The sequence below is a fragment of the Paracoccus sp. J39 genome (assembly GCF_000518925.1).
Classification (GTDB): domain Bacteria; phylum Pseudomonadota; class Alphaproteobacteria; order Rhodobacterales; family Rhodobacteraceae; genus Paracoccus.
The window spans coordinates 40,557-61,701 of sequence record NZ_JAEN01000025.1; the positions used below are offsets into that span (position 1 = coordinate 40,557).

Annotated in this window: 22 protein-coding genes; 10 read left to right on the forward strand and 12 right to left on the reverse strand. The window is 70.9% G+C overall.

Annotated features, from left to right (window positions below):
* Positions 1–119 precede the first annotated feature (119 nt).
* From rpe to L632_RS0118480, 3 genes are read left to right on the forward strand one after another with little or no spacing between them, the layout of a single operon-like run.
* Positions 120–812: a ribulose-phosphate 3-epimerase gene (rpe, locus tag L632_RS0118470; RefSeq protein WP_028713966.1), complete on the forward strand. Its 693-nt coding sequence runs from the start codon at positions 120–122 to the stop codon at positions 810–812.
* Complete coding sequence (locus tag L632_RS0118475) at positions 809–1,999, forward strand: 3-deoxy-D-manno-octulosonic acid transferase (RefSeq protein WP_028717324.1); 1,191 nt, start codon at positions 809–811, stop codon at positions 1,997–1,999. The genes rpe and L632_RS0118475 overlap by 4 nt, the downstream gene beginning before the upstream one ends.
* Before the next feature lie 51 nt (positions 2,000–2,050).
* Complete coding sequence (locus tag L632_RS0118480) at positions 2,051–2,470, forward strand: DUF1178 family protein (RefSeq protein WP_028713968.1); 420 nt, start codon at positions 2,051–2,053, stop codon at positions 2,468–2,470.
* Positions 2,471–2,507: 37 nt separating this feature from the next.
* Here the strand turns inward: L632_RS0118480 and L632_RS0118485 are convergent, their stop codons facing one another.
* From L632_RS0118485 to L632_RS0118500, 4 genes are all read right to left on the reverse strand, one after another.
* Positions 2,508–3,284 carry an ABC transporter ATP-binding protein gene (locus L632_RS0118485; protein WP_028713969.1) on the reverse strand — a complete coding sequence of 259 codons (777 nt, stop codon included), beginning with the start codon at positions 3,282–3,284 and terminating at the stop codon, positions 2,508–2,510.
* Positions 3,284–4,318 (reverse strand): iron ABC transporter permease, encoded by a 1,035-nt coding sequence (locus L632_RS0118490; protein ID WP_036698855.1) that lies wholly within the window; start codon positions 4,316–4,318, stop codon positions 3,284–3,286. The genes L632_RS0118485 and L632_RS0118490 overlap by 1 nt, the downstream gene beginning before the upstream one ends.
* A complete protein-coding gene (locus tag L632_RS0118495) occupies positions 4,315–5,412 on the reverse strand; it encodes an ABC transporter substrate-binding protein (protein ID WP_028713971.1) in 1,098 nt (365 codons plus the stop codon). The genes L632_RS0118490 and L632_RS0118495 overlap by 4 nt, the downstream gene beginning before the upstream one ends.
* 62 nt (positions 5,413–5,474) lie before the next feature.
* Complete coding sequence (locus tag L632_RS0118500; RefSeq protein WP_051416310.1) at positions 5,475–6,881, reverse strand: YncE family protein; 1,407 nt, start codon at positions 6,879–6,881, stop codon at positions 5,475–5,477.
* A gap of 138 nt (positions 6,882–7,019) precedes the next feature.
* Here L632_RS0118500 and L632_RS0118505 point away from each other — a divergent pair, with 138 nt between their 5' ends.
* Positions 7,020–7,856 (forward strand): alpha/beta hydrolase, encoded by an 837-nt coding sequence (locus L632_RS0118505; RefSeq protein WP_232215727.1) that lies wholly within the window; start codon positions 7,020–7,022, stop codon positions 7,854–7,856.
* 121 nt (positions 7,857–7,977) lie between these two features.
* Positions 7,978–8,193 carry a hypothetical protein gene (locus L632_RS0118510; protein ID WP_028713974.1) on the forward strand — a complete coding sequence of 72 codons (216 nt, stop codon included), beginning with the start codon at positions 7,978–7,980 and terminating at the stop codon, positions 8,191–8,193.
* Here the strand turns inward: L632_RS0118510 and L632_RS0118515 are convergent.
* Complete coding sequence (locus tag L632_RS0118515) at positions 8,168–12,043, reverse strand: non-ribosomal peptide synthetase (RefSeq protein WP_028717326.1); 3,876 nt, start codon at positions 12,041–12,043, stop codon at positions 8,168–8,170. The two genes, L632_RS0118510 and L632_RS0118515, sit on opposite strands and share 26 nt — an antisense overlap.
* Positions 12,044–12,214: 171 nt before the next feature.
* On the opposite strand from L632_RS0118515, the gene L632_RS0118520 reads away from it, so the two are divergent.
* Both L632_RS0118520 and L632_RS0118525 read left to right on the forward strand, forming a co-directional pair.
* A complete protein-coding gene (locus tag L632_RS0118520) occupies positions 12,215–12,784 on the forward strand; it encodes a cytochrome b (protein WP_028713976.1) in 570 nt (189 codons plus the stop codon).
* Between the two features lie 90 nt (positions 12,785–12,874).
* Positions 12,875–13,207 carry a DUF2794 domain-containing protein gene (locus L632_RS0118525; protein WP_028713977.1) on the forward strand — a complete coding sequence of 111 codons (333 nt, stop codon included), beginning with the start codon at positions 12,875–12,877 and terminating at the stop codon, positions 13,205–13,207.
* 23 nt (positions 13,208–13,230) lie between these two features.
* On the opposite strand, the gene L632_RS0118530 is transcribed toward L632_RS0118525, so the two are convergent.
* The 5 genes from L632_RS0118530 to cobA all read right to left on the reverse strand — a co-directional run bounded on the left by L632_RS0118530 (position 13,231) and on the right by cobA (position 16,557).
* Positions 13,231–14,040: a crotonase/enoyl-CoA hydratase family protein gene (locus L632_RS0118530; protein WP_028713978.1), complete on the reverse strand. Its 810-nt coding sequence runs from the start codon at positions 14,038–14,040 to the stop codon at positions 13,231–13,233.
* A 3-nt stretch (positions 14,041–14,043) separates the two neighbouring features.
* The gene (locus tag L632_RS0118535) at positions 14,044–14,973 is read right to left on the reverse strand and encodes an AEC family transporter (protein WP_028713979.1); all 930 of its coding nucleotides are present in this window, start codon (positions 14,971–14,973) and stop codon (positions 14,044–14,046) included.
* Positions 14,973–15,221, reverse strand: coding sequence for a sulfurtransferase TusA family protein (locus L632_RS0118540; RefSeq protein WP_036698857.1), 249 nt, complete (start codon positions 15,219–15,221; stop codon positions 14,973–14,975). Before L632_RS0118540 ends, L632_RS0118535 begins: the two co-directional genes overlap by 1 nt.
* Positions 15,222–15,231: 10 nt before the next feature.
* Positions 15,232–15,747, reverse strand: coding sequence for a DUF2478 domain-containing protein (locus L632_RS0118545; RefSeq protein WP_028713981.1), 516 nt, complete (start codon positions 15,745–15,747; stop codon positions 15,232–15,234).
* A 78-nt stretch (positions 15,748–15,825) separates the two neighbouring features.
* Positions 15,826–16,557 carry a uroporphyrinogen-III C-methyltransferase gene (cobA, locus tag L632_RS0118550; RefSeq protein ID WP_028713982.1) on the reverse strand — a complete coding sequence of 244 codons (732 nt, stop codon included), beginning with the start codon at positions 16,555–16,557 and terminating at the stop codon, positions 15,826–15,828.
* Between the two features lie 120 nt (positions 16,558–16,677).
* On the opposite strand from cobA, the gene L632_RS0118555 reads away from it, so the two are divergent.
* The 3 genes from L632_RS0118555 to plsY are packed head-to-tail and all read left to right on the forward strand — an operon-like array spanning position 16,678 to position 19,486.
* The gene (locus L632_RS0118555) at positions 16,678–17,637 is read left to right on the forward strand and encodes an aspartate carbamoyltransferase catalytic subunit (protein ID WP_028713983.1); all 960 of its coding nucleotides are present in this window, start codon (positions 16,678–16,680) and stop codon (positions 17,635–17,637) included.
* A complete protein-coding gene (gene pyrC / locus L632_RS0118560; protein ID WP_028717327.1) occupies positions 17,634–18,905 on the forward strand; it encodes a dihydroorotase in 1,272 nt (423 codons plus the stop codon). Before L632_RS0118555 ends, pyrC begins: the two co-directional genes overlap by 4 nt.
* Positions 18,902–19,486: a glycerol-3-phosphate 1-O-acyltransferase PlsY gene (gene plsY / locus L632_RS0118565; RefSeq protein ID WP_028713985.1), complete on the forward strand. Its 585-nt coding sequence runs from the start codon at positions 18,902–18,904 to the stop codon at positions 19,484–19,486. The genes pyrC and plsY overlap by 4 nt, the downstream gene beginning before the upstream one ends.
* An 81-nt stretch (positions 19,487–19,567) precedes the next feature.
* Here the strand turns inward: plsY and L632_RS0118570 are convergent, their stop codons facing one another.
* Both L632_RS0118570 and L632_RS0118575 read right to left on the reverse strand, forming a co-directional pair.
* Positions 19,568–20,443, reverse strand: coding sequence for a 3-hydroxybutyryl-CoA dehydrogenase (locus L632_RS0118570; protein WP_028717328.1), 876 nt, complete (start codon positions 20,441–20,443; stop codon positions 19,568–19,570).
* Between the two features lie 201 nt (positions 20,444–20,644).
* A partial coding sequence (locus L632_RS0118575; RefSeq protein WP_028716704.1) for an electron transfer flavoprotein subunit alpha/FixB family protein occupies positions 20,645–21,145 on the reverse strand: 501 nt, incomplete at its 5' end.

Sequence of the window (21,145 nt, forward strand, 5' to 3'; positions counted from 1 at the left end):
GCTTCGCGCCCCCGGACCCCCGCGGAGTATTTGGAAAACGGAGAAATGCGACTTTCATGCCGGTTGACGGCCGGCGGGCCGGGACGGTAACCCGAGCGGGTATGTGCAGGGAGCCAGCCATGACGTTCGACCGCCGCATCAAGATCGCGCCTTCGATCCTTTCCGCGGATTTCGCCAATTTCGGCCAGGAATGCCGGGCGGTCGAGGATCAGGGCGCCGACTGGGTCCATGTCGACGTGATGGACGGGCATTTCGTGCCCAACCTGACCTTCGGTCCCGCCATGTGCAAGGCGATCCGGCCGCATATCCGCGGCGTGATGGACGTGCATCTGATGATCGCGCCCGTCGATCCCTATATCGAGGCCTTCGCCGAGGCGGGCAGCGACATCATCACCGCCCATGTCGAGGCCGGGCCGCATGTCCACCGCACGCTTCAGGCCATTCGCGGCGCCGGCGCCAGGGCCGGGCTGGCGCTGAACCCGGGCACGCCCGCCGAGGCGGCGCGGCCGCTGCTTGACGATATCGACCTGATCTGCGTGATGACGGTGAACCCCGGTTTCGGCGGGCAGAAGTTCATCTACAGCCAGATCGAGAAGGTGCGCGACCTGCGCGCCATGATCGGCGACCGGCCGGTGCATATCGAGATCGACGGCGGGGTCGATCCCACCACCGCGCCGCTGGTCGCGGCGGCGGGGGCGGATGTGCTGGTCGCCGGCTCGGCGGTGTTCCGGGGCGGTTCGGTGTCGAACAGTGCACCCTATGGCGAGAACATCCGCGCCATCCGCGAGGCCGCCGAGGCCGCCCTGCGTTGATCTGGCGCGGCGCCACGGCGCTGGCCGGCGGGGCGCTGGATCTGGCCGCGCCGCTGGCCGGGGCGGATTGGCGCGAGCGGCTGGCGCTTTCGGGTCCCGAAGCCGCGCCGGGCGGGATCTGGCTGCATGCGGCGAGCCTGGGCGAGCTCAACTCGGTTCAGGTGCTGGCCGAGGAACTGGCGCGGGATTTTCCCCTGGTGGTGACGACGAACAGCCTGACCGGGCGCGATCTGGCCCGGCGGCTGGGCCATGCCTGCGCGCTGGCGCCGCTGGACGTGCCGCAGGCGGTGGGGCGCTTTCTGGACCGGGTGCGGCCCGCCGTGATGGTCACGGTCGAGAACGAGCTTTGGCCCAACCGCTCGGCCATGGCGGCGGCGCGGGGCGTGGCGCAGGTGGTGGTCGGCGCGCGCATCTCGGTGCGCTCGGCGGCGCGCTGGGGCCGGCTGCCGGGGCTGATCGGGCCGATGCTGGCCCGCATCGACGCGCTTTCGGCGCAGGATGCGGACAGCGAGGCGCGGCTTCTGGCGCTGGGGCTGCGGGCTGATGCGCTGACGCCGCGGCTGAACCTGAAGCTGCTGGGCCCGGCCCGTGTCGATCCGGGCGAGGATGCGCCGGAGCGTTGCCGCACCGTGCTGGCGGCCTCGACCCATGAGGGCGAGGATGCGCTGATGCTGGATGCCTGGACCGCCGCGCGCGCGGCGGTGCCGGAGCTGCGGCTGATCCTGGCGCCGCGCCATCCCCAGCGCGGCGACGCCGTGGCGGCGCTGATCGCGGCGCGCGGGCTGGATTTCGCCCGCCGCAGCCGGGGCGGCGGGCCCGGCGCTCCGGTGCTGCTGGCCGATACGCTGGGCGAGATGGCGCTGTGGTATCGCGCCGCCGGCATCTGCGTCACCGGCGGTTCCTTCGCCGATCACGGCGGCCATACGCCATGGGAGCCGGCCGCCTGGCGCTGTGCCATCCTGAACGGGCCGCATGTCGCCAACCATGCCTGCGACTATGCCGATCTGGCGGCGGCGGGCGGGGCGCGGCCCTGCGAGGCCGCGGCGCTGCCGCAGGCGTTGGCCGCGCTGGTGCAGGACGCCGCGGGCCAGCGCCGCATGGGTGCGGCGGCCCGGGCGCTGCTGCTGGCGCGGGCTGGCAATCCCGCAACGCTGATCGCGCGGATTCGGCGTCTGGCGCGGCCCTGACCTTGTATAAGCCCTTGCGCGGCCCGATATTTGACAGGGAAAGGAGTCGAGATGATCCGCTATGCCCTGCGTTGCGACAAAGGCCATGATTTCGATGGTTGGTTCCGGTCCTCGGACGGGTTCGAAAGCCTGCGCGCCGCGGGCCAGGTCACCTGCACGCATTGCGGCTCGGCCGAGGTGGAAAAGGCGCTGATGGCGCCGCGCGTCGCCCAGCCCCGCGACGAGGCCGCCGACCTGCACAGTCCCCGCAACGACCACGAGGCCGCGCTTGAGAAGCTGCGCCGCCATGTCGAGGAACATTCGGATTACGTCGGCATGTCCTTCGCCGCCGAGGCCCGCGCCATGCATGAGGGGCTGGCGCCCGCCCGCGCCATCCATGGCGAGGCCAGGCTGGAGGATGCCAGGAAGCTGCTCGAGGATGGCATCCCGGTCGCGCCCTTGCCCTTCCGGTCGCGGCAGCGGGCGCATTGAGCGGCCGCCGGGCCTGACGAGCCCTTAGCCCGGCCCCTTAGCCCGGCGCGTGTTCGGCGTCGATCAGCACCATGATGCGGCCGCGCGAGCAACGCTCGACCCTTGCCTCGACGCCATAGACCTCGGCCAGCAGGGCGGGGGTCAGGACCTCTTCCGGGCGACCCTCGGCATGGGTCCGGCCGCCATGCATCAGCACGATCCGGTCGGCCCATTGCGCCGCCAGCGCCAGATCGTGCAGCACGGCGACGACGATGCGCCCCTCGGCCGCCAGGCGCCGCAGTTCGGAAAGCAGCCGCACCTGCCGCGCCAGATCCAGCGCGCTGGTCGGCTCGTCCAGAAGCAGCAGGCGCGGGTCGCGCACGATGGCCTGCGCCAGGCTGACCATCTGCCGCTGGCCGCCCGACAGCGCCGACAGGGGCTCCAGCGCCAGCGCGCCGATGCCCAGCTTGTCCAGCACCGCCATGGCGGTGGCATCGGCCCCGCGCGCGCCCAGCGTGTCGCCCGCGCGCAGCGCCGCGATCACGCTTTCCAGCGCCACCAGCGACGAGCCGGCCGGCAGGCTTTGCGGCATGAAGCCCACCAGCCGGGCGCGGTCGCGCATCGGCACATGGGCCAGGTCCCTGCCGTCCAGCAGCACCTTGCCGCCATGCGGCTGCAGCTGCGCGATGGCGCGCAGCAGCGTGGACTTCCCGGCGGCGTTCGGCCCGGCCAGCACCGTGACCTCGCCCGGGCGCAGCAGCGGCAGGTCCAGCCCTTCCAGCACGCTGCGCGCGCCGTAGCGCACCGAGATGCCCTGCGCCAGCAGCCCCTGCATCAGCGCCGCCTGCCGCGCAGGATCAGCGCGAAGAAGATCGGCAGCCCGATCAGCGAGGTGACGAGCCCGACCGGCAGCAGCACGCCGGGCACCAGCGTCTTCGACAGCGTCGAGGCCAGTGACATCACCAGCGCCCCGGTCAGCAGGCTGGCGGGCAGGAAGACGCGGTGGTTCTCGCCCACCAGCATCCGGGCGATATGCGGCCCGGCCAGGCCGACAAAGCCGATCACCCCGACCATCGACACCGCCGAGGCGGCAAGCAGGCTGACCCGCAGCAGCGTCCAGCGCCTGAGGCCGGTGACATCGACGCCAAAGCTGCGCGCCTGGTCCTCGCCCAGCCGCAGCGCCGTCAGCTTCCAGGCCGCGCGGAAGGAAAATGGCACCGAGACCAGCAGGACCACCGCGATCAGCACCACGCCGGGCCATTGCGCCGAGGCGAGGCTGCCCATGGTCCAGAACACCAGCTGTTGCAGCGCATCGGCCGAGGCGACGAATTGCAGCAGCGACAGCAGCGCGGCGGCGGTGAAGTTCAGCGCCACGCCGAACAGGATCAGCACCTCGGGGCCGCCGCCGCGGATGCGGCCCAAGAGCTGCAAGAGCCCCAGCGCGCCGAGCGCGAACAGGAAGGCGTTGCCCGAGACGCTCCAGACCGCCGGCAGGCCGGGCAGGGTCAGGCCCAGCACGATCGCCACGGCGGCGCCGAGCGCGGCCGAGGAGGACACGCCCAGCGTGAAGGGCTCGGCCAGCGGGTTTTCCAGCACCGTCTGCATCTCGGCCCCGGCCAGCGCCAGCGCCGCGCCGACCAGCAGCGCCATGCAGGCCACGGGCAGGCGCACCTCCCAGACGATGACGCTGGTGCCGCGCGCCACCTCGCCGCCGGCCAGCGCCCGCAGCGTATCGGCCAGCGGCAGCCCGGCCGGGCCGGTCACCAGATCCAGCAGCAGCGCCGCCAGCGCCGCCAGTCCCAGCACCCCGACCAGCAGGGCGTTGCGCCGGCCCTGCCGGTGATAAAGCTGAAGCGTCGCGTCGCTCATTGTTCCGGCGTCACCCACCATGTCCCCGGCACGATGACCGGCGAGAAGCGGGCGTTGATCTCGGCCAGGGTGGCGAGGGGATCGACATCCTCGAACAGGTCGGGATGGAAGGTCTTGGCCAGGTATTCGATCAGCGCGATATGCACGGGCGAATCGTTGAACAGGTGCCAGACGCCGGCGGCCCGGCCCTGTTCCACCGCGCGCAGCGACGAGAATCCGGGCGCCGAGATCAGCCTGTCGAAGCTGGCCCGGGCGGTTTGCGCATCGACGCCCGAGCCCAGCACCAGCCCGCCGCGCGCCGCCATATGCGTGCCGCCGGTGGCGATATAGACGTCGGGATCGGCGCCGATCAGGTATTCCAGGCTGACATTGCCCAGCACGCCCTTGACGCTGTCATTGCCGATATTCTGCCCGCCCGCTGTGGTGATGAAGTCATGGAACACCCCGGTGCCGACGGTCGAGCAGCAGTTCTGTGCGGCGGCATGGACATGGAAGAAGACCCGCGGCCGGGTGATGCCCGGCACGGCCAGCCGGTCGCGGATGCGGTCGAGCCGGCTTTCGTAGAAGGTGGCGAATTCCTCGGCGCGTTCCTCGGCGCCGGTCAGCTTGCCCAGGATGCGCAGGCTGGGGATCGAGTTCTCCTGCGGATGCGAGAAGAAGTCGACATAGGCGACCGGGATGCCCGCCGCCTCGATCTGCCGGCGGGCGACCTCCATGCCGGGATCCTTCTGGTCGATCAGCGTCAGCAACACCAGGTCGGGATGCAGCGCGATGATCGCCTCGGCCGAGATGTCGCGATTGCCCGAGCCGATCGGGCGGATGGCGTCGATGGCCGGGAATTTCTCGCGATAGGCCCGCATGGTCGGCTCGTCCAGCGCCTTGTCCAGCCGCCAGCCGGAAACCAGCGCCACCGGATCGTCATGGATCAGGCCCAGCACCGACAGGTGGCGCCCCTCGCCCAGCACGATATGGCGGGCGGGCTCGGGCAGGTGCACCTCTCGGCCCAGGATGTCGGTGGCCACCACATCCGCCGCGGCAGCGCCAAGCGAGGCGATCAGGGCAAGGGCGGCAAGCAGCGGGCGGGTCAGGATCATGGCGGTTCCGTTGGCTCAGGCCGGGGCGCGCGTGGGCGCCCCGGCGGGGTCGGTGCCCCTCTTTACTGCGCGGCGGGGGTGATGCGCCAGATGCGGTCGCCCGCCTCGTCGTCCTCGCCCCGCGACTTGTTGACCGCCCAGACATTGCCCTTGCCGTCGGCGCGCAGCTGGTTCGGATAGCTGCCGGCGTCGAGATTGGCGACGATTTCGCCCTCGGGGCTGACCACGGCGATGGTGCCGGCTCCGCGATTGGCGACATAGGCCAGACGGCTGACCGGCTCGAAGGCCACGTTCAGCGGGCCGGCGCCCACGGCGACGTCATGGATCACCTCGCCGGTCTCGGCCTTGACGATCAGCAGGTTGTCGGTGGCCTGCGAGGCGACGAAGATCAGCCCCTCCTGCGGGTCGTAGGCCACGCCCGAGGCCGCCTTGGCGCCGGGCAGCGGGATCACCTTGACCTCGCCCGAGGCCAGGTCGACCAGCGCCGCCTCCGGCGTGGAGAGGCTGACGGTGACCAGCTTGCCGCCCGCCTCGTCGATGTCCAGCGCCATGGTCGAGAATTCCTCGCCGCGGATCTGCGACTGGATGGTGATCGGCTCCAGCGGCTCCAGCGTCTTGGTGTCGAAGACCTTGATCTCGGGCGTGCCGGTGGCGCTGGCATAGGCGCGGCCGTTGGCCTCGTCCACCACCACGTCGCGGGCATGGGGCACGGCGCCCGGCTCGAACTGCTTGACCAGCGACAGGTCGGATTGCTTGTAGACCGCCGCGGTGTCCTGGCGGGTATTGGTCACCCAGACATGGCCGTTCGCCTCGTCGACATCGACGCCATAGACCGCGAAGACGCCGCCGTCGCTGCCGTCGGGACGGGCGGGCGCGGCGCCGGGCGTGGCCTCGGCCTCGACCTGCAGCGTCTCGGGGTTGATCTTGACCAGCTTCGATTCCTTGACCGGCGGCCGGCCGACCGCGCTGGTCACGAAGGCGGCATTCGCGGCTTCGCTGAACTTCACCTGATAAAGGCCGCGCACCACCGGCTCGCTGGTGACGGCGAATTTCTCGGCGCCGGCGACCGGCACCTCGGGCGAGACCTTCAGCTCGACCACCCGGGCCGAGGCCGGGTTTTCGGTGATGACCACGACCGGCTGCAACCCGGTCTCGGCCTCGGCATCGATGTCCAGCGCGAAGCTGAACTTGCCCTCGGCATCGACGGTGATCGGCTCGGCGTTCAGCGCGGTGGTGCCGCGCATCAGCGTGACGGTCTGGCCGGGGATCAGGTTCTCGCCCTCGATCACCGCCTTGCCGCCCTTGTGGACCGGGGCGCGCTCGGCGCCGCCGGCGCTGACCCGGCCGGCGAAATCGACCAGCGGCTTGGTGAAGACGGTCTCGGCCAGAACCGGACCCGAGAGGACGGAAAGCGCCAGCGCCGCGGCGCCGAGCAGGGCTTGCAAAGGACGGCGGGATTGAATGGCCATGGGAACTCCTGAAGAAAGGGACCGGACTTGGCTGACCACTCGGGCTGGCTCGTGTCAGGCGGCAACCTATATTCCTGACAGTCCTTGTCAATTAAGGCCGGGCAAGGCACAGGGTTTTGTGAACGAAAGGATTGTCGCATGATGTCGCAGCTGGGACGCGTCGGACCGGATCACGCCAGGAAGCAGGCCGAGCTGCGCCTGTTCCAGACCGGGGCGCCGACGCATGTGCTGTCGCAGCAGGTGGTGGCGGTCGGCCCCGGCTACCGGCTGTTCATGGCCGTGCCCAGGGCGCCTGCGCCGGCCGGGGGCTGGCCGGTGCTTTACATGCTGGACGGCAATGCCGCCTTCGATTTCCTGACGCCCGAGCATCTGGCGCTGGCCCCCGGGCTGATGATCGTCGGCGTCGGCTATGACACCGACCGGCAATTCGCGCGCGAGTTGCGGACGCTGGATTTCACCGCGCCGGACGGGCCGGGCGACGGGCTGCGCCCCGACCATGTCCACGAAGGCCGCACGGCCGGCGGCGCGGCGATCTTTCACGACCGGCTGACCGGCCCGCTGCGCGCGGCGGCCGAGGCCGGGCTGCCCGTCGATCCGGCCCGCCGCACGCTCTGGGGGCACAGTTTCGGCGGCCTCTTCACGCTTTACGCGCTGCTGGCGCGGCCGCAGGGCTTTGCCCGCCATGCCGCGATCAGCCCCTCGATCTGGTGGGACGAGGCGCTGATCCGCCGCGTGGCGCAAGAGGCCGCGCCGGCCTCGCTGCCGCTGCTGGTGGCCTTGGGCGACCGCGAGAAGCGTTCGGGCAGCGACGGCCCGCCGCCCGACGGGCCCGCGCCGGCGACCATGCAGTTCGTCGCCGATCTGGCCCGCCATCCCGGCCACCGGGCGCAGGTCCATGTCCTGCCCGGCCATGTGCATATCCAGACGCTGGCCGGCTCCTTCCCGCTGGTCCTTCCCTTTGCGGTCGCGGATTAACCGGATCTTCAGCCTTTCGTGCTTGGCTGTCGGCCGGCAAGGAAAGAGGATTCGGATGGTGTTCGCCAGATATTTCCTGGTTCTGCTGGGGGTGGGGCTGTGCCTGATCGGCGCGGCCTAGGTGCAAGAGGGCATTCCCGGTCTTTACGTCTCGCGCGGGATCGCGCAGCTGCAGGCCGATGCGAATGAAATCCTGCTGGGCATCGCCTGGCTGATCGGCGGGCTGGCCAGCGGGGTGTTCGCGCTGGCCTTTCCGCGCGCCGGAACGCCGGCCGCGATGCGCCCGGCGGCAGGGCCCGGCCGCCCGGCCGTCAGCCCCGATCCAGCCTCCGGCTGAGTTCGGGCGCGATCAGCGCCGTGGCCTCGGCTGAGGTCATTTCGGCATGCAGGAAGGGCAGGTCGATGACTTCCAGCCGGGCGGCATAGGGCGCCCACATTTCGGGCGTCAGCGTGCGGTCCTTGTGGTCGCGCGCGGCGCGGAAATGCGTGACGGTGCTGCCGAAGCGGCGGTGATGATGGCCGCGGATCAGCCGGTTGGTGCCGGTCACCGTGCGCACCACTCCGTCCAGAACCGGCTCGGGCAGGGCGCCAAGCGCGCTGTCCCCCCGGCGCAGGAAGGCCACCACCGCCTCGCGCGTATCCAGGTCGCGATGCGCTTCGGGATCGTAGCCGGCGATGGCCAGCAGGGCGCGCAGGGCGGCGACCGGATCGGGCTCGGGCTCGTCGCGCCAGGCATCGCAGGGATAGCTGTCGAGCATGGCGACCAGGCCGGGCTCGCGCCCGGTCGCGGACAGGATCACCGCGATGTCCTGCGCCAGGATGCCGCCGACCGACCAGCCGGCCAGATGCGCCGGCTGGCCTTCCGGCACCAGCGCCGCGATGCGCTGCGCATAGTCCCGGGCCAGTGCCGCCAGGCTCTCGGGCATGGCCACTGTCGGGTCGAGGCCGGGATGCTGCAAGCCCCAGACCCGCCGCGCCGGGGCGATGCGCCGCGCCAGCCCGCGATAGCCCCAGGCCAGGCCGCCGGCCGGGTGGATCAGGAACAGCGGCGCGGCTTGCGGGTCGCCCTCGGCCAGCAGGATCAGCGGGCCAAGCCCGTCGTCACGGGGCGCCTGCGCATCCAGCGCGGCGGCCAGGGCGGCCAGCACCGGCTGCTCGAAAATGGTGCCCAGGCCCGGGTCGCGGCCGGTCGCGGCTTCCAGCGCCTGCGCCAGCCGCACAGCGGAAAGCGAATCGCCGCCGAGCGCGAAGAAATCCGCCTCGGCCGGGGCGGGGGCGTCCAGGTGCAGGATCTCGGCGTAAAGCCGTGCCAGCAGCCGTTCGGTCGGGGTCTCGGCCGCCCGGCCGGCGGCGGCGAATGCCGGCGCCGGCAGCGCCTTGCGGTCCAGCTTGCCGTTCGACGTGACCGGCAGGGCCTTCAGCGCCACTTCGGCCGCGGGCAGCATATAGGCGGGCAGGCTGGCCGCCAGCCGCTCGGCCAGCAGGCCCGGCCGCCAATCCGCCGCCGGCACCAGATAGGCGACGAGGCGCTTTTCGCCGGCATGGTCTTCGCGCGCGATCATCACCGCCTCGCGGGCCAGGCCCGAGGCCATGATCGCCGCCTCGATCTCGCCCAGCTCGACGCGCAGCCCGCGGATCTTCACCTGGTGGTCCGAGCGGCCCAGATAGACCACCGCCCCGTCCGGCCGCAGCCGCGCCAGGTCGCCGGTGGCGTAAAGCCGCCCCTGCGGCGCGTCGACGAAGCGTTCCGCCGTCAGGTCGGGCCGGCCCAGATAGCCGCGCGCCAGCTGCACGCCGCCCAGATACAGGTGCCCGGCCAGGCCCGGCGGCACCGGGCGCATGCGCTCGTCCAGAACCTCCAGCGCCGTGTTCCAGACCGGAAAGCCGATGGGGATCGGGTTCGCGCGGTCCTCGGGCCCGGCGGGCCAGAAGCTGACATCCACCGCCGCCTCGGTCGGGCCGTAGAGGTTGTGCAGCTCGGCCCGGATGCGGGCGTGGAAGCGGTCGCGCTGATCCGCCGTCAGCTCCTCACCCGAACAGAATACGCGGGCCATCGCCAGCCCCTGCGAGGCGGGCGAGGCCAGGAAGGCCGAGAGCATCGAGGGCACGAAATGGCAGGTGGTGATCCCGCGTTCCCGGATCAGCCGGGCGATGGCGGCGGGGTCGCGATGCGCGCCGGGCGGCGCCATGACCAGCTCGGCCCCGGCGATCATCGGCAGGAAGAACTCCCAGACCGAGACGTCGAAGGTTGCCGGGGTCTTTTGCAGGATGCGGTCGCTGGCATTGATGCCGTAATGCGCCTGCATCCACAGCAGGCGGTTTACGATGGCGCGATGCTCGACGGCGACGCCCTTCGGCTCGCCGGTCGAGCCCGAGGTGAAGATCACATAGGCCAGATCGTCCGGGGCCGGCGCGGCCTTGGGGCGGCCTTCGACCGGCGGGTCGGTGGGCCAGTCGGCGGGCAGCAGCAGCCCGGTGCCCGGGGGGAACAGCCCGGCCAGATCGGCCGAGGTCAGCACCGCGGCCGGCCGGGCCTGCGCCAGGATGCGGCCGATGCGCTCGGGCGGATGCGCCGGGTCCAGCGGCAGATAGGCGGCGCCCGCGCGCAGGATCGCCAGCAGCGCCACGGGCAGCTCAAGCGAGCGTTCCAGCGCCACCGCGACGATGCGGTCGGGACCGGCGCCGAGCTCTTGCAGCCGCGCGGCCAGGGCGGCGCTGCGGCGGTCGAGCGCCGCGAAGTCCAGGCTGTCCACGCCGAAGCTGACGGCGGGGGCCTGGGGCGTGGCGGCAAGCTGCGCCTCGATCAGCGCGGTCAGGGTGGTGTCGGGCAGGGGGTGGCGCGTCGCTTCGGCCCGCGCCCTTGCCGCGGCGATCTCGGCGGGACTGGCGGTCGGCACCTCGGCCAGGGTTTCGGCGGCAAGCGCCGCGGCCAGGAAGGCCGCCAGCCGGTCGCCATGGCCGCGCACCTCCTCGGGGGCGTAGAGCGCCGGGTTCGCGTCCACCTCGAAGATCATGCCCGCTTCAGGGTCGCCGCGGAAGGTCAGCGTCAGGTCGTCCACCGCCCCGGCGCCCAGGATGTGCAGCCGGCAGTCGAGCCCCGGGAATTCCGGCGGCTTGTCAAAGGGCTGCACGTTCACAAGCGGGCCGTAAAGCCGCCGCGTGCCGCCGACCAGCCCCAGTTCGCGCCGCAGAAGCTCGCTGCGATAGAGGCCGCGGCGGCGGGCCTGGGCCATGGCCTTCGACTGCGCGGCCAGCCATTCGGGCAGCGGCGCGTCCTCGTCCAGACGCAGCCGATGCGGCAGCACGTTCATCGCCATGCAGGGCACCTGCGCGATCCTGCGACCCATCCGCGCCATGAAGGGCAGGCCGATCACCGCCTCGCCCCCGGTCCAGCGCGCCAGATAGGCGCCGCAAAGCGCGTTCAGCACATCCGGCCAGCCCAGCCGGTGCCGGGCGGCATAGGCGGCCAGCAGGTCCAGCAGCGCCTGCGGCAACCGGCGCGAATCGCGCAGGAAGTCATGGCCGCTGACCGCACGGCCCGGCGCCGGGCCCGCGACCTCGGGCAGGCCGGCAAGCTGGGCGTGCCACCAGTCGCGATCTGCCGCGCGCCGGGACGAGGCGCGCCAGGCTGCGTCCTCCTCGGCCGCCAGCGCCAGCGGGCCGAAGGGCTCGGGCTCGGGCGTCCCCGCCACTAGCGCGGCGTAATGCGCGGCGATGCGGTTGGTCACCAGCACCATGCCGTAGCCGTCGATGGCCAGGTGGTGGATGCGCTCGTAAAGGAAATGCCGCTCGGGGCCGAGTGCGATCAGGGCCAGCGCCCCGGCCGGCTCGCGCGCGAGGTCCAAGGGGCGGCGGCTGTCGGCCTGCATCTGCGCCAGCGCCTGCGCCTCGGCATCGGGCTGGGCCGAGAGGTCGGCAAAGCCCAGGATCGGCGGCAGGCCCAGCCATTGCCGCGGCCCCTCGGGCCCGGCGGCGAAGCGCAGCGCCAGGGCCGGGGTCTCGGCGATGGTGCGCTGCACGGCCTGGGCCAGCGCGTCGCGGTCCAGCGGGCCGGTCAGTTCCAGATATTGCCCGGTGTTCAGGATCGGGTTGTCCGGGTCCAGCGCCTGGACATACCAAAGCCCCTCCTGCGCCTCGGTCAGCGGGCAGCCGGTCTCGGTCGGGAGGTCGCGATTCTGAGCATTCATCTGGGCCACACCCTGGCAGGCACAAGGGAAACGGAAACGAAACGGATGCTGACGACCATGTTACCCCGCAGACAGGTTCGCGGGTCTTGCCCGTTTCGGGCCATGGCCATACTGTCGCTAAGAAAATTAGTCAACTTTACCCGGGCGCGACCGGACCGCGCAGGAGCCGCCATGACCCCCGATTCCCTTCCCTGGCGCGACTCCGCCCGGCTCTATGGCAAGCTGACGCGGCTGCTGCATTGGAGCATCGCGGCGCTGATGCTGTGGCAGTTCCTGGGCATGGGGTTGCGGCTGGCGCTGGGCCGCACGCCGCTGGTGTCCTTCTTCGTCGGCTCGCATCAGAAGGTCGGCACGGTTCTGTTCCTGCTGATCGTGCTGCGGGTGCTCTGGGCGCTGGCGAACCGCCGCAACCGGCCCGACCATGGCGTGGGGCTGTTGGGGCTGGCGGCGCGGCTGGGCCATGGGGCGCTGTATCTGGTGATGGCCCTGGTGCCGCTCGCCGCCCTGCTGCGCGCCTATGGTGGCGAGCGCGCCTTTGCCCCCTTCGGCTTCGAGATCTTCGCCGCCCGGCAGCCGCCGATCGGCTGGATGGTGGGGATCGGCGATGCGCTGCATGGCGAGATGGCCTGGCTGCTGCTGGCGCTGATCGCGGGCCATGTCCTCATGGTGGGCGTGCATGAGGGGATGTGGCGCGACGGCACGCTGGCGCGCATGGCCGGGCGGCAGCGCGCCGGGTTTTGACGCCGGGCGTTGCGGGCAGATCGGCAAACTGGCGCGCGGCGGCCCTTTTTCGTTGATTGCGTGCCGGGGCGGTGTCACCATTCGCCTATGATGAATATGCCCTTCGGTTTCCCGTCCGAGCATGATCGCGTGGCCTTCGACCGGGCCGAACTGGGCGTCATCCTGTCGGTTTACGGGCGCATGGTCGCGGCGGGCGAGTGGCGCGACTATGCCATGTCCTTCCTGCGCGATATGGCGGTGTTCTCGGTGTTTCGCCGGGCGGCCGAGCATCCGCTCTATCGCATCGAAAAGCGGCCCAAGCTGCGCAACGCGCAGGGACAATATGCGGTGATCGGCATGGACGGGCGCATCCTCAAGCGCGGCCACGACCTGCCCACCGTGCTGCGGGTGCTGGAGAAGAAGCTGATCCGGCCGGTGGACTGACCCGGGCGGCCGCGGTCGGGCGGTCAGCCCGCCTCGGCCTCCGGCTTGATCTTCTGCGCCGTGCCCTGGGCGAAGCTGTCCAGCCGGCCCTTGGCCGCGTCCTGGGTGTTGACGATGCCGGCGACCATGGATTCGGCATAGGCGGCGTCCAGCCCCGACATGTTCTGCATGTGCGAGATCGCCGAGCAGGCGGCGAAATTCGACAAGGGCGTGTTCTGCGCCACCCGGCGGGCCAGCTCATAGGCCTTGGCCTCGCTGTCCGCGACCCGGTATTGCGCCAGCCCGACCTGCACCGCCTCCTCGCCGGAATAAAGCCGGCCGGTCAGCATCATGTCCACCATGCGCGCCTGGCCGATCAGCCGCGGCACGCGGATGGTGGCGCCGCCGCCGGTGAACAACCCGCGCTGGCCCTCGGGCAGGCCGAAATAGGTGGTCTCGTCCATGACCCGGATATGGACCGAGGAGGCCAGCTCCAGCCCGCCGCCGACCACCGCGCCCTTCAGCGCCGCGATGACCGGCACGCCGCCGTATTCGATCTTGTTGAAGGCTTCGTGCCAGCGCAGGCAGATGCGCATGAACTCGGCGGGGCTGCGCTGCTCGCGCCCGTGCTCGACCAGGTCCAGCCCGGCGCAGAAATGCGGCCCCTCGGCGCGCAGCACCACGGCGCGGGCGCCCGAGGCGGGCAGGGCGGAAAAGACCTCGACCAGCTCCTCGATGGTCTCGGCGCTCAGCGCGTTGCGCTTGGCGGCGCGGTTCAGGGTGACGGTGGCGATGCCGTCCTCGTCCATCCGAAACAGCAGGTTGTCGAGCGTCAGGGCCGAGATGTCGCGCATGGTCTAGCCTTTCGTGATCCAGTGAATGACGACGGGAACCGTGGCGATGCTGGCCGCGGTCGAGATCAGGATGGCCGCCGAGACGCGCTGCACGGCGGTGCCGAAATATTGCGCGAGGATATAGACATTGCCCGCGACCGGCAGGCTGGCGGCGGCGATCATCACCCCCGCCGCATAGGGCTCGACCCCGAAGACCGCCAGCGCGGCGATGCCCACGGCCAGCGGATGCAGCACCAGCTTGGCGAAGCTGAGCCAGAGCGCCGGGCCCATGCGCTCGGCCGCGCGGCCGGCGAGGCTGGCGCCGATGGCGAAGAGCGCCCCCGGCGTGGCCGAGGCGCCGAGCAGCGCCAGGAACTCGTCCAGCGGGCCCGGCATCGGCAGGTGCAGCCCGGCCCAGGCCAGGCCGGCCAGCATCGAGACGATCATCGGGTTCGAGACGATGCCGCGCAGCAAGGGCACCAGCGTCGAGAGCCGCACCCGCCCCTGCCTTGCCGCGGTGACGATCAGGGTGATGAGGGTCGAGAACACCACCATGTCGATGGTCAGCACCATCAGCACCGGGCCGATGGCGCGTTCGCCCAGCAGCACGACCAGCATCGGCACGCCCAGAAAGCCGGTATTGCCGGTCATTGCCGTATGCGCCTCCATCGCCGCGGTGGCGAGCGGCTGGCGGCGCCAGCGCGCCACCGCGAAACCCAGGGCCCAAAGCGCGGCCGAGCCTGACAGATAGGCCAGGACGAAAGCGGGGTCGAAGAGGCTGGCCACGTCCAGCGTCGCGGCAAAGCGGAACAGCATGGCCGAAAGCGCGAAGTAGAAGACGAATTTCGTCAGCCAGCCGGTCGCCTCGGGCGGGAAGAAGCGCGTGCGCCCCGCCAGCCAGCCCGTGCCGATGACGAGAAAGAAGGGCAGGGTCTTCAGGAAGATCGCCAGCATCAGTCCGCGGCGATGGCGCAGGCGGGGCCGCGCTCGACGGTATATTCGGTCTCGCCCGGCGCCACCTCGCGGCTGCCGATCAGCCGGTGGCCGGATTCGGCGCAGAAATGCGGCACGTCGATCACCGCGGCGGGGTCGGTGGCCAGCAGCGTGACCCGCGCGCCCCGGGGCAGCGCCATCAGCCGCTTGCGCAGCCGCAGCACCGGCAGGGGGCACAGAAGGCCGCGCGCGTCGATCTGCAGGCTCATGGCAGCAGGCTCATGCGGCAGGGCGGGCCAGCTGCGTGCGGCACCAGTCCTCGATGCGCTCGGCCGCGACATGTTCGGCCAGGTCGCCGGCGAAGTCGCGAAAGCCCGGCAGCTGTTCGTCGGGGACATGCACCAGCACCGGGATGCCCGCGGCCAGCGCCCGGGCGATGGTGTCGCGAAAGCCGCGGCCGAAGCATTCCTGCTTGCCGAACTTGTTGACGATCAGCAGCTCGGCGCCGCGGTCCAGAACCGATTCGGTGCGGGCGACGGCGCGGGTCAGCGCCTCGCTGTCCAGCCGGCAGGCCTGCGAGCCCGCGCCCAGCGACTGGGTGATGCGCACCAAGGGGCCGTCATCGCCGAGGATGCGCAGGTCCATGTCGCATTCGCAGCCGGGGCTGATTTCAGTATTGATCTGCACCGCGCCGGCCAGCCGCAGCCCGGCGGCGGCCAGCCGCTCGGCCGTGGCGGTCAGCAGCCGGTCGCCGGCGCCCGGCGCATGGTCCTGGATGGTGACGAAACCCAGCATGGCGGTCCTCTCTCGGCGGCCAGCATAGTCCATGGGCGCACGGGCGCAATATTGAGTATTTGGAAAACGGTGAAGGGCTCAGTTCCCCTCGGCCAGCGGGCCGTAGAGGATCAGCGCCGGATGCGGGCTGGGGCCTTCGCTTGCAAGCTGCGCGGCAAGGCCGGTCACGGTGCTGCGGATCAGGCGCTGGTGCGGATGGCCCACCGCCTCGGCCAGCAGCGCCGGCGTGTCGGGGGGCAGGCCGTTTTCGACCAGCAGCGCCGCCATGCGCGGGAAGGTGCGCTGGCCCATGAAGACCACGGTGGTGGCGCGCGGATCGGCCAGCGCCGCCCAGTTCTGGTCCTCGGGCAGGCCGCCGGTCACGTCGGCGCCGGTGACGAATTGCAGCCGGCGCGCGGTCTGGCGCCGGGTCAGCGGCAGGCCGGCGACGGCGGCGGCGGCCATGGCCGAGGGCACGCCCGGCACGATCTGGAACGGGATGGCGTGGCGGCGCAGCGCCGTCAACTCTTCCTCGAGCCGGCCGAAGATGCCGGAATCGCCGGATTTCAGCCGCACCACATGCTTGCCGGCCTGTGCATGTTCGACCAGCAGGGCGTTGACGTTTTCCTGCTTGGCCGAGGGGCGGCCGGCGCGCTTGCCGACCGGGATGCGCTCGGCCTGCGGCCCGGCCTGGTCCAGCACCGGGCCCGAGGCGAGGTCGTCGTAAAGCACCACATCCGCCTGGGCCAGCAGGCGCGCGGCGCGCAGGGTCAGCAGGTCCGGGTCCCCCGGTCCTGACGAGACGAAGCTGACATGGCCCTTGCTGTTCATCGTTCCGCGATGCGGCAAAATCCGCGCCGATGCAAGGGGCCGATATCGGGGCCGGGGCCGCTTGCCGGGCCGCGCGGCTTTTGCCATAGAGGGCCGACCGCGACCTGGGGGACCCAAGCCATGTTCCGTGCCCGCCATCTTCTGGGGATCGAGCCGCTCGCCCCGCCCGAGATCACCACGCTTCTCGACCTGGCCGAGACCTATGTGGATCTGAACCGCCGCACGGTGAAGCATTCCGATGCCTTGGCGGGGATGACGCAGATCAACATGTTCTTCGAAAACTCGACCCGCACGCAGTCGAGCTTCGAGCTGGCCGGCAAGCGGCTGGGCGCCGATGTGATGAACATGGCGATGCAGACCAGTTCGGTAAAGAAGGGCGAGACGCTGATCGACACCGCGCTGACGCTGAACGCCATGCATCCCGACCTGCTGGTGGTGCGCCATCCGCAGTCGGGCGCCGTGGACCTGCTGGCGCAGAAGGTGAATTGCGCGGTGCTGAACGCGGGCGACGGGCGGCACGAGCATCCGACCCAGGCGCTTCTGGACGCCTTGACCATCCGCCGCGCCAAGGGGCGGCTGCACCGGCTGACCGTGGCGATCTGCGGCGATATCGCGCATAGCCGCGTGGCGCGCTCGAACCTGATCCTGCTCGGCAAGATGGAGAACCGGCTGCGGCTGGTCGGCCCGGCGACGCTGATGCCCTCGGGGGCGCGGGACTGGGGTTGCGAGGTCTACGAGGACATGCGCGAGGGGCTGAAGGGCGCCGATGTGGTGATGATGCTGCGCCTGCAGCGGGAACGGATGGACGGCGGCTTCATCCCGTCCGAGCGGGAATACTACCACCGCTGGGGGCTGGACGCCGAGAAGCTGGCGCTGGCGGCGCCCGATGCCATCGTCATGCATCCGGGGCCGATGAATCGCGGGGTCGAGATCGACGGCACCATCGCCGACGACATCAACCGTTCGGTGATCCAGGATCAGGTGGAAATGGGCGTCGCGGTGCGCATGGCGGCGATGGACCTGCTGGCGCGCAACCTGCGCGCCGAGCGCGGCGCCAAGGCGGCGGAGATGATGGCATGATCCTGCACTTCCACAATGCCCGGCTGGTCGACCCCGAGGCGCAATCGGTCGAGGAAGGTTCGCTGACCGTCCGCGACGGCATGATCGAGGCGATGGGCGCCGACGCCCCGCAAGGCGCCGAGCTGATCGACTGCGGCGGCAAATGCCTCGCGCCCGGGCTGATCGACTGGGGCGTCAAGATCGGCGAGCCGGGCGAGCGGCACAAGGAAAGCTTCCGCAGCGCCGGGCTGGCGGCGGCGGCGGGGGGCGTGACCACGGTGATCGCGCGGCCCGACACGATGCCGCCGATCGATGCGCCGGAATCGCTGGAATTCGCCACCCGCCGGGCGGCCGACGCGCCGGTGAACATCCGCCACATGGCGGCGCTGACCCGCGCCCGCGAAGGGCGCGAGATGGTCGAGATGGGCTTTCTGCAGGATGCCGGCGCCGTGGCCTTCACCGACGGGGTGCGGGTGGTCTCGGACACCCGGCTCCTGTCGCGCTGCATGACCTATGCCCGCGGCCTGGGCGCGCTGATCGTCGGCCATCCGCAGGAGCCGGGCCTGTCCAGGGGCGCCGCGGCGACCGGCGGCAAGTTCGCCTCGCTCTACGGCCTGCCGGCGGTTTCGCCCATGGCCGAGGTGATGGGGCTCGACCGCGACCTGGCGCTGGTGGCGATGACCGGCGCCCGCTACCATGCCGACCAGATCACCGTTGCGGCCAGCCTGCCGGCGCTGCGCCGCGCGCGCGAGGCCGGGCTGGACGTCAGTGCCGGCATCTCGATCCATCACCTGACGCTCAACGAATATGACGTGGGCGGCTATCGCACCTTCTTCCGCTTCACCCCGCCCTTGCGCTCCGAGGAGGACCGGCTGGCCATGGTCGAGGCGGTGGCCGAGGGGCTGATCGACGTGATCGCCAGCTTCCACACCCCGCAGGACGAGGAAAGCAAGCGCCTGCCCTTCGCCGAGGCGGCGCCGGGCGCGGTGGGGCTGCAGACCCTGCTGCCGGCGGCGATGCGGCTTTACCATCAGGGCGGGCTGAGCCTGCCGCAGCTCTGGCGGGCCATGTCGCTCAATCCGGCGCGGCGCCTCGGCCTGCCCGGCGGGCGGCTTGCGGCGGGGGCGCCGGCCGACCTGCTGCTGTTCGACCCGGACGCGCCCTTCGTGCTGGACCGCTTCACCCTGCTGTCGAAGTCGAAGAACACCCCCTTTGACGGTGCGCGGATGGAGGGCAGGGTGCTGGGCACCTGGGTCGCCGGGCGCCGCGTCTTCGGAGCGGACGCATGAGCCTGATCCTCTGGGCCGTCATCGGCTATCTTCTGGGCTCGGTGCCCTTCGGCATCGTCATCACCCGGGCGCTGGGGCTGGGCGACCTGCGCCGGATCGGCTCGGGCAATATCGGCGCGACCAACGTGCTGCGCACCGGCAACAAGCCGGCGGCGCTGGCGACGCTGGTCCTGGACAGCGGCAAGGGCGCCATCGCCGTGCTGCTGGCGCGCTGGCTCGCCGGTCCCGAAGCGGCGCTGGTCGCGGGGGCGGCGGCCTTCCTGGGCCACCTGTTCCCGGTCTGGCTGGGGTTCCGGGGCGGCAAGGGCGTCGCCACCTTCCTCGGCACGGTTCTGGCGCTCGACTGGCGGCTCGGCCTCGCGGCCTGCGGGATCTGGCTGCTGACCGCGCTGGTCGGCCGGATCTCGTCGCTCTCGGCGCTGGTGGCGGCGGCGCTGACGCCTTTCCTCGCCCTCTGGCTCGACGGCCCGCGCATGGCGGCGGTGACGGTGTTCATGGCGGCGCTGATCTTCATCCGCCACCACGCCAATATCAGCCGCATCCTGGCCGGGACAGAGCCCCGCATCGGCAAGAAGACCTGAGCTTCTTTCTTGCCCAAATATCCCGGGGGAATGCTTGAGCGGCCCCGTCGAGGGGCCGCTCAAGCATGGGGGCAGAGCCCCCTATCGCGTCGGCACCGGCTCTTCGCCGGAATAGTCGTAGAATCCGCGCCCGGTCTTGCGGCCCAGCCAGCCCGCCTCGACATATTTCACCAAAAGCGGGCAGGGCCGGTATTTGGTGTCCGCCAGCCCCTCGTGGAGCACGTTCATGATCGCCAGGCAGGTATCGAGGCCGATGAAATCCGCCAGTTCCAGCGGCCCCATCGGGTGGTTGGCGCCCAGCTTCATCGCCTGGTCGATGGATTTGACCGAGCCGACGCCCTCGTAAAGCGTATAGACCGCCTCGTTGATCATCGGCATCAGGATGCGGTTGACGATGAAGGCGGGGAAATCCTCGGCGCTGGCCGAGGTCTTGCCGATCTTCTCGACCACTTCCACAAGGGCCTTGTAGGTTTCCTCGTTGGTGGCGATGCCGCGGATCAGCTCGACCAGCTGCATGACCGGGACCGGGTTCATGAAATGGAAGCCCATGAAGCGTTCGGGGCGGTCGGTGCGGCTGGCCAGCCGGGTGATCGAGATCGACGAGGTGTTCGAGGTCAGGATGGTCTCGGGCTTCAGATGCGGCAGCAGATCCTCGAAGATCGCCTGCTTGACGGTCTCGCGCTCGGTCGCGGCTTCGATGATCAGGTCGGTCTTGCCCAGATCGGAAAGCGTCATGGTGGTGGTGATGCGCTTCATCGCCGCATCCTTGTCCTCGGCCGAGATCTTGCCGCGGCTGACCTGGCGGTCCAGGTTGCGGTCGATCTGCGCCACGGCCTTGTCCAGCGCCTCGCGCGAGATGTCGGTCATCAGCACGTCATAGCCCGCCAGCGCGAAGACATGGGCAATGCCGTTGCCCATCTGCCCGGCGCCGATCACGCCCACCGATTGAATCGCCATGAACCTCATCCTTTTGTCGGTCAGTCGGGACGATAGGCGCAAGCGCCCCGAAGGTTCAATGTAAAAACCGCCCGGCGGGCGGCCGGGCGGTTTTCGGGATATGTTCCGGGCGGTTGGGGGCTCTGCCCCTGCGCCCCTGCGGCCCCTCAATGGGGCCGCAGGGGCGCTCCCCCCGGAGTATTTGCGGAACGGTGAAAGCCCTCAGAGCTTCCCGGTCAGTTCGGGCACCACGGAGAACAGGTCGCCGACCAAGCCGTAATCGGCGATCTGGAAGATCGGCGCCTCCTCGTCCTTGTTGATCGCCACGATCACCTTGCTGTCCTTCATCCCCGCCAGGTGCTGGATGGCGCCGGAGATGCCCACCGCGACATAGAGCTCGGGGGCGACGACCTTGCCGGTCTGCCCGACCTGCCAGTCGTTCGGGGCATAGCCCGAATCCACCGCCGCGCGGCTGGCGCCCACCGCGGCGCCGAGCTTGTCGGCCAGCTGCTCGATGATGGCGAAGCTCTCCTTCGAGCCGAGGCCGCGGCCGCCCGAGACCACNCGCTTGGCCGAGGTCAGCTCGGGACGGTCGCTCTCGGCCACCTCATCGGCGACCCAGGCCGACAGGCCGGGATCGGCGGCAGCGGCGGTCTCGGCCACGCTGGCCGAACCGCCCTCGCCGGCCGCGTCGAAGCTGGCGGTGCGGATGGTGAAGACCTT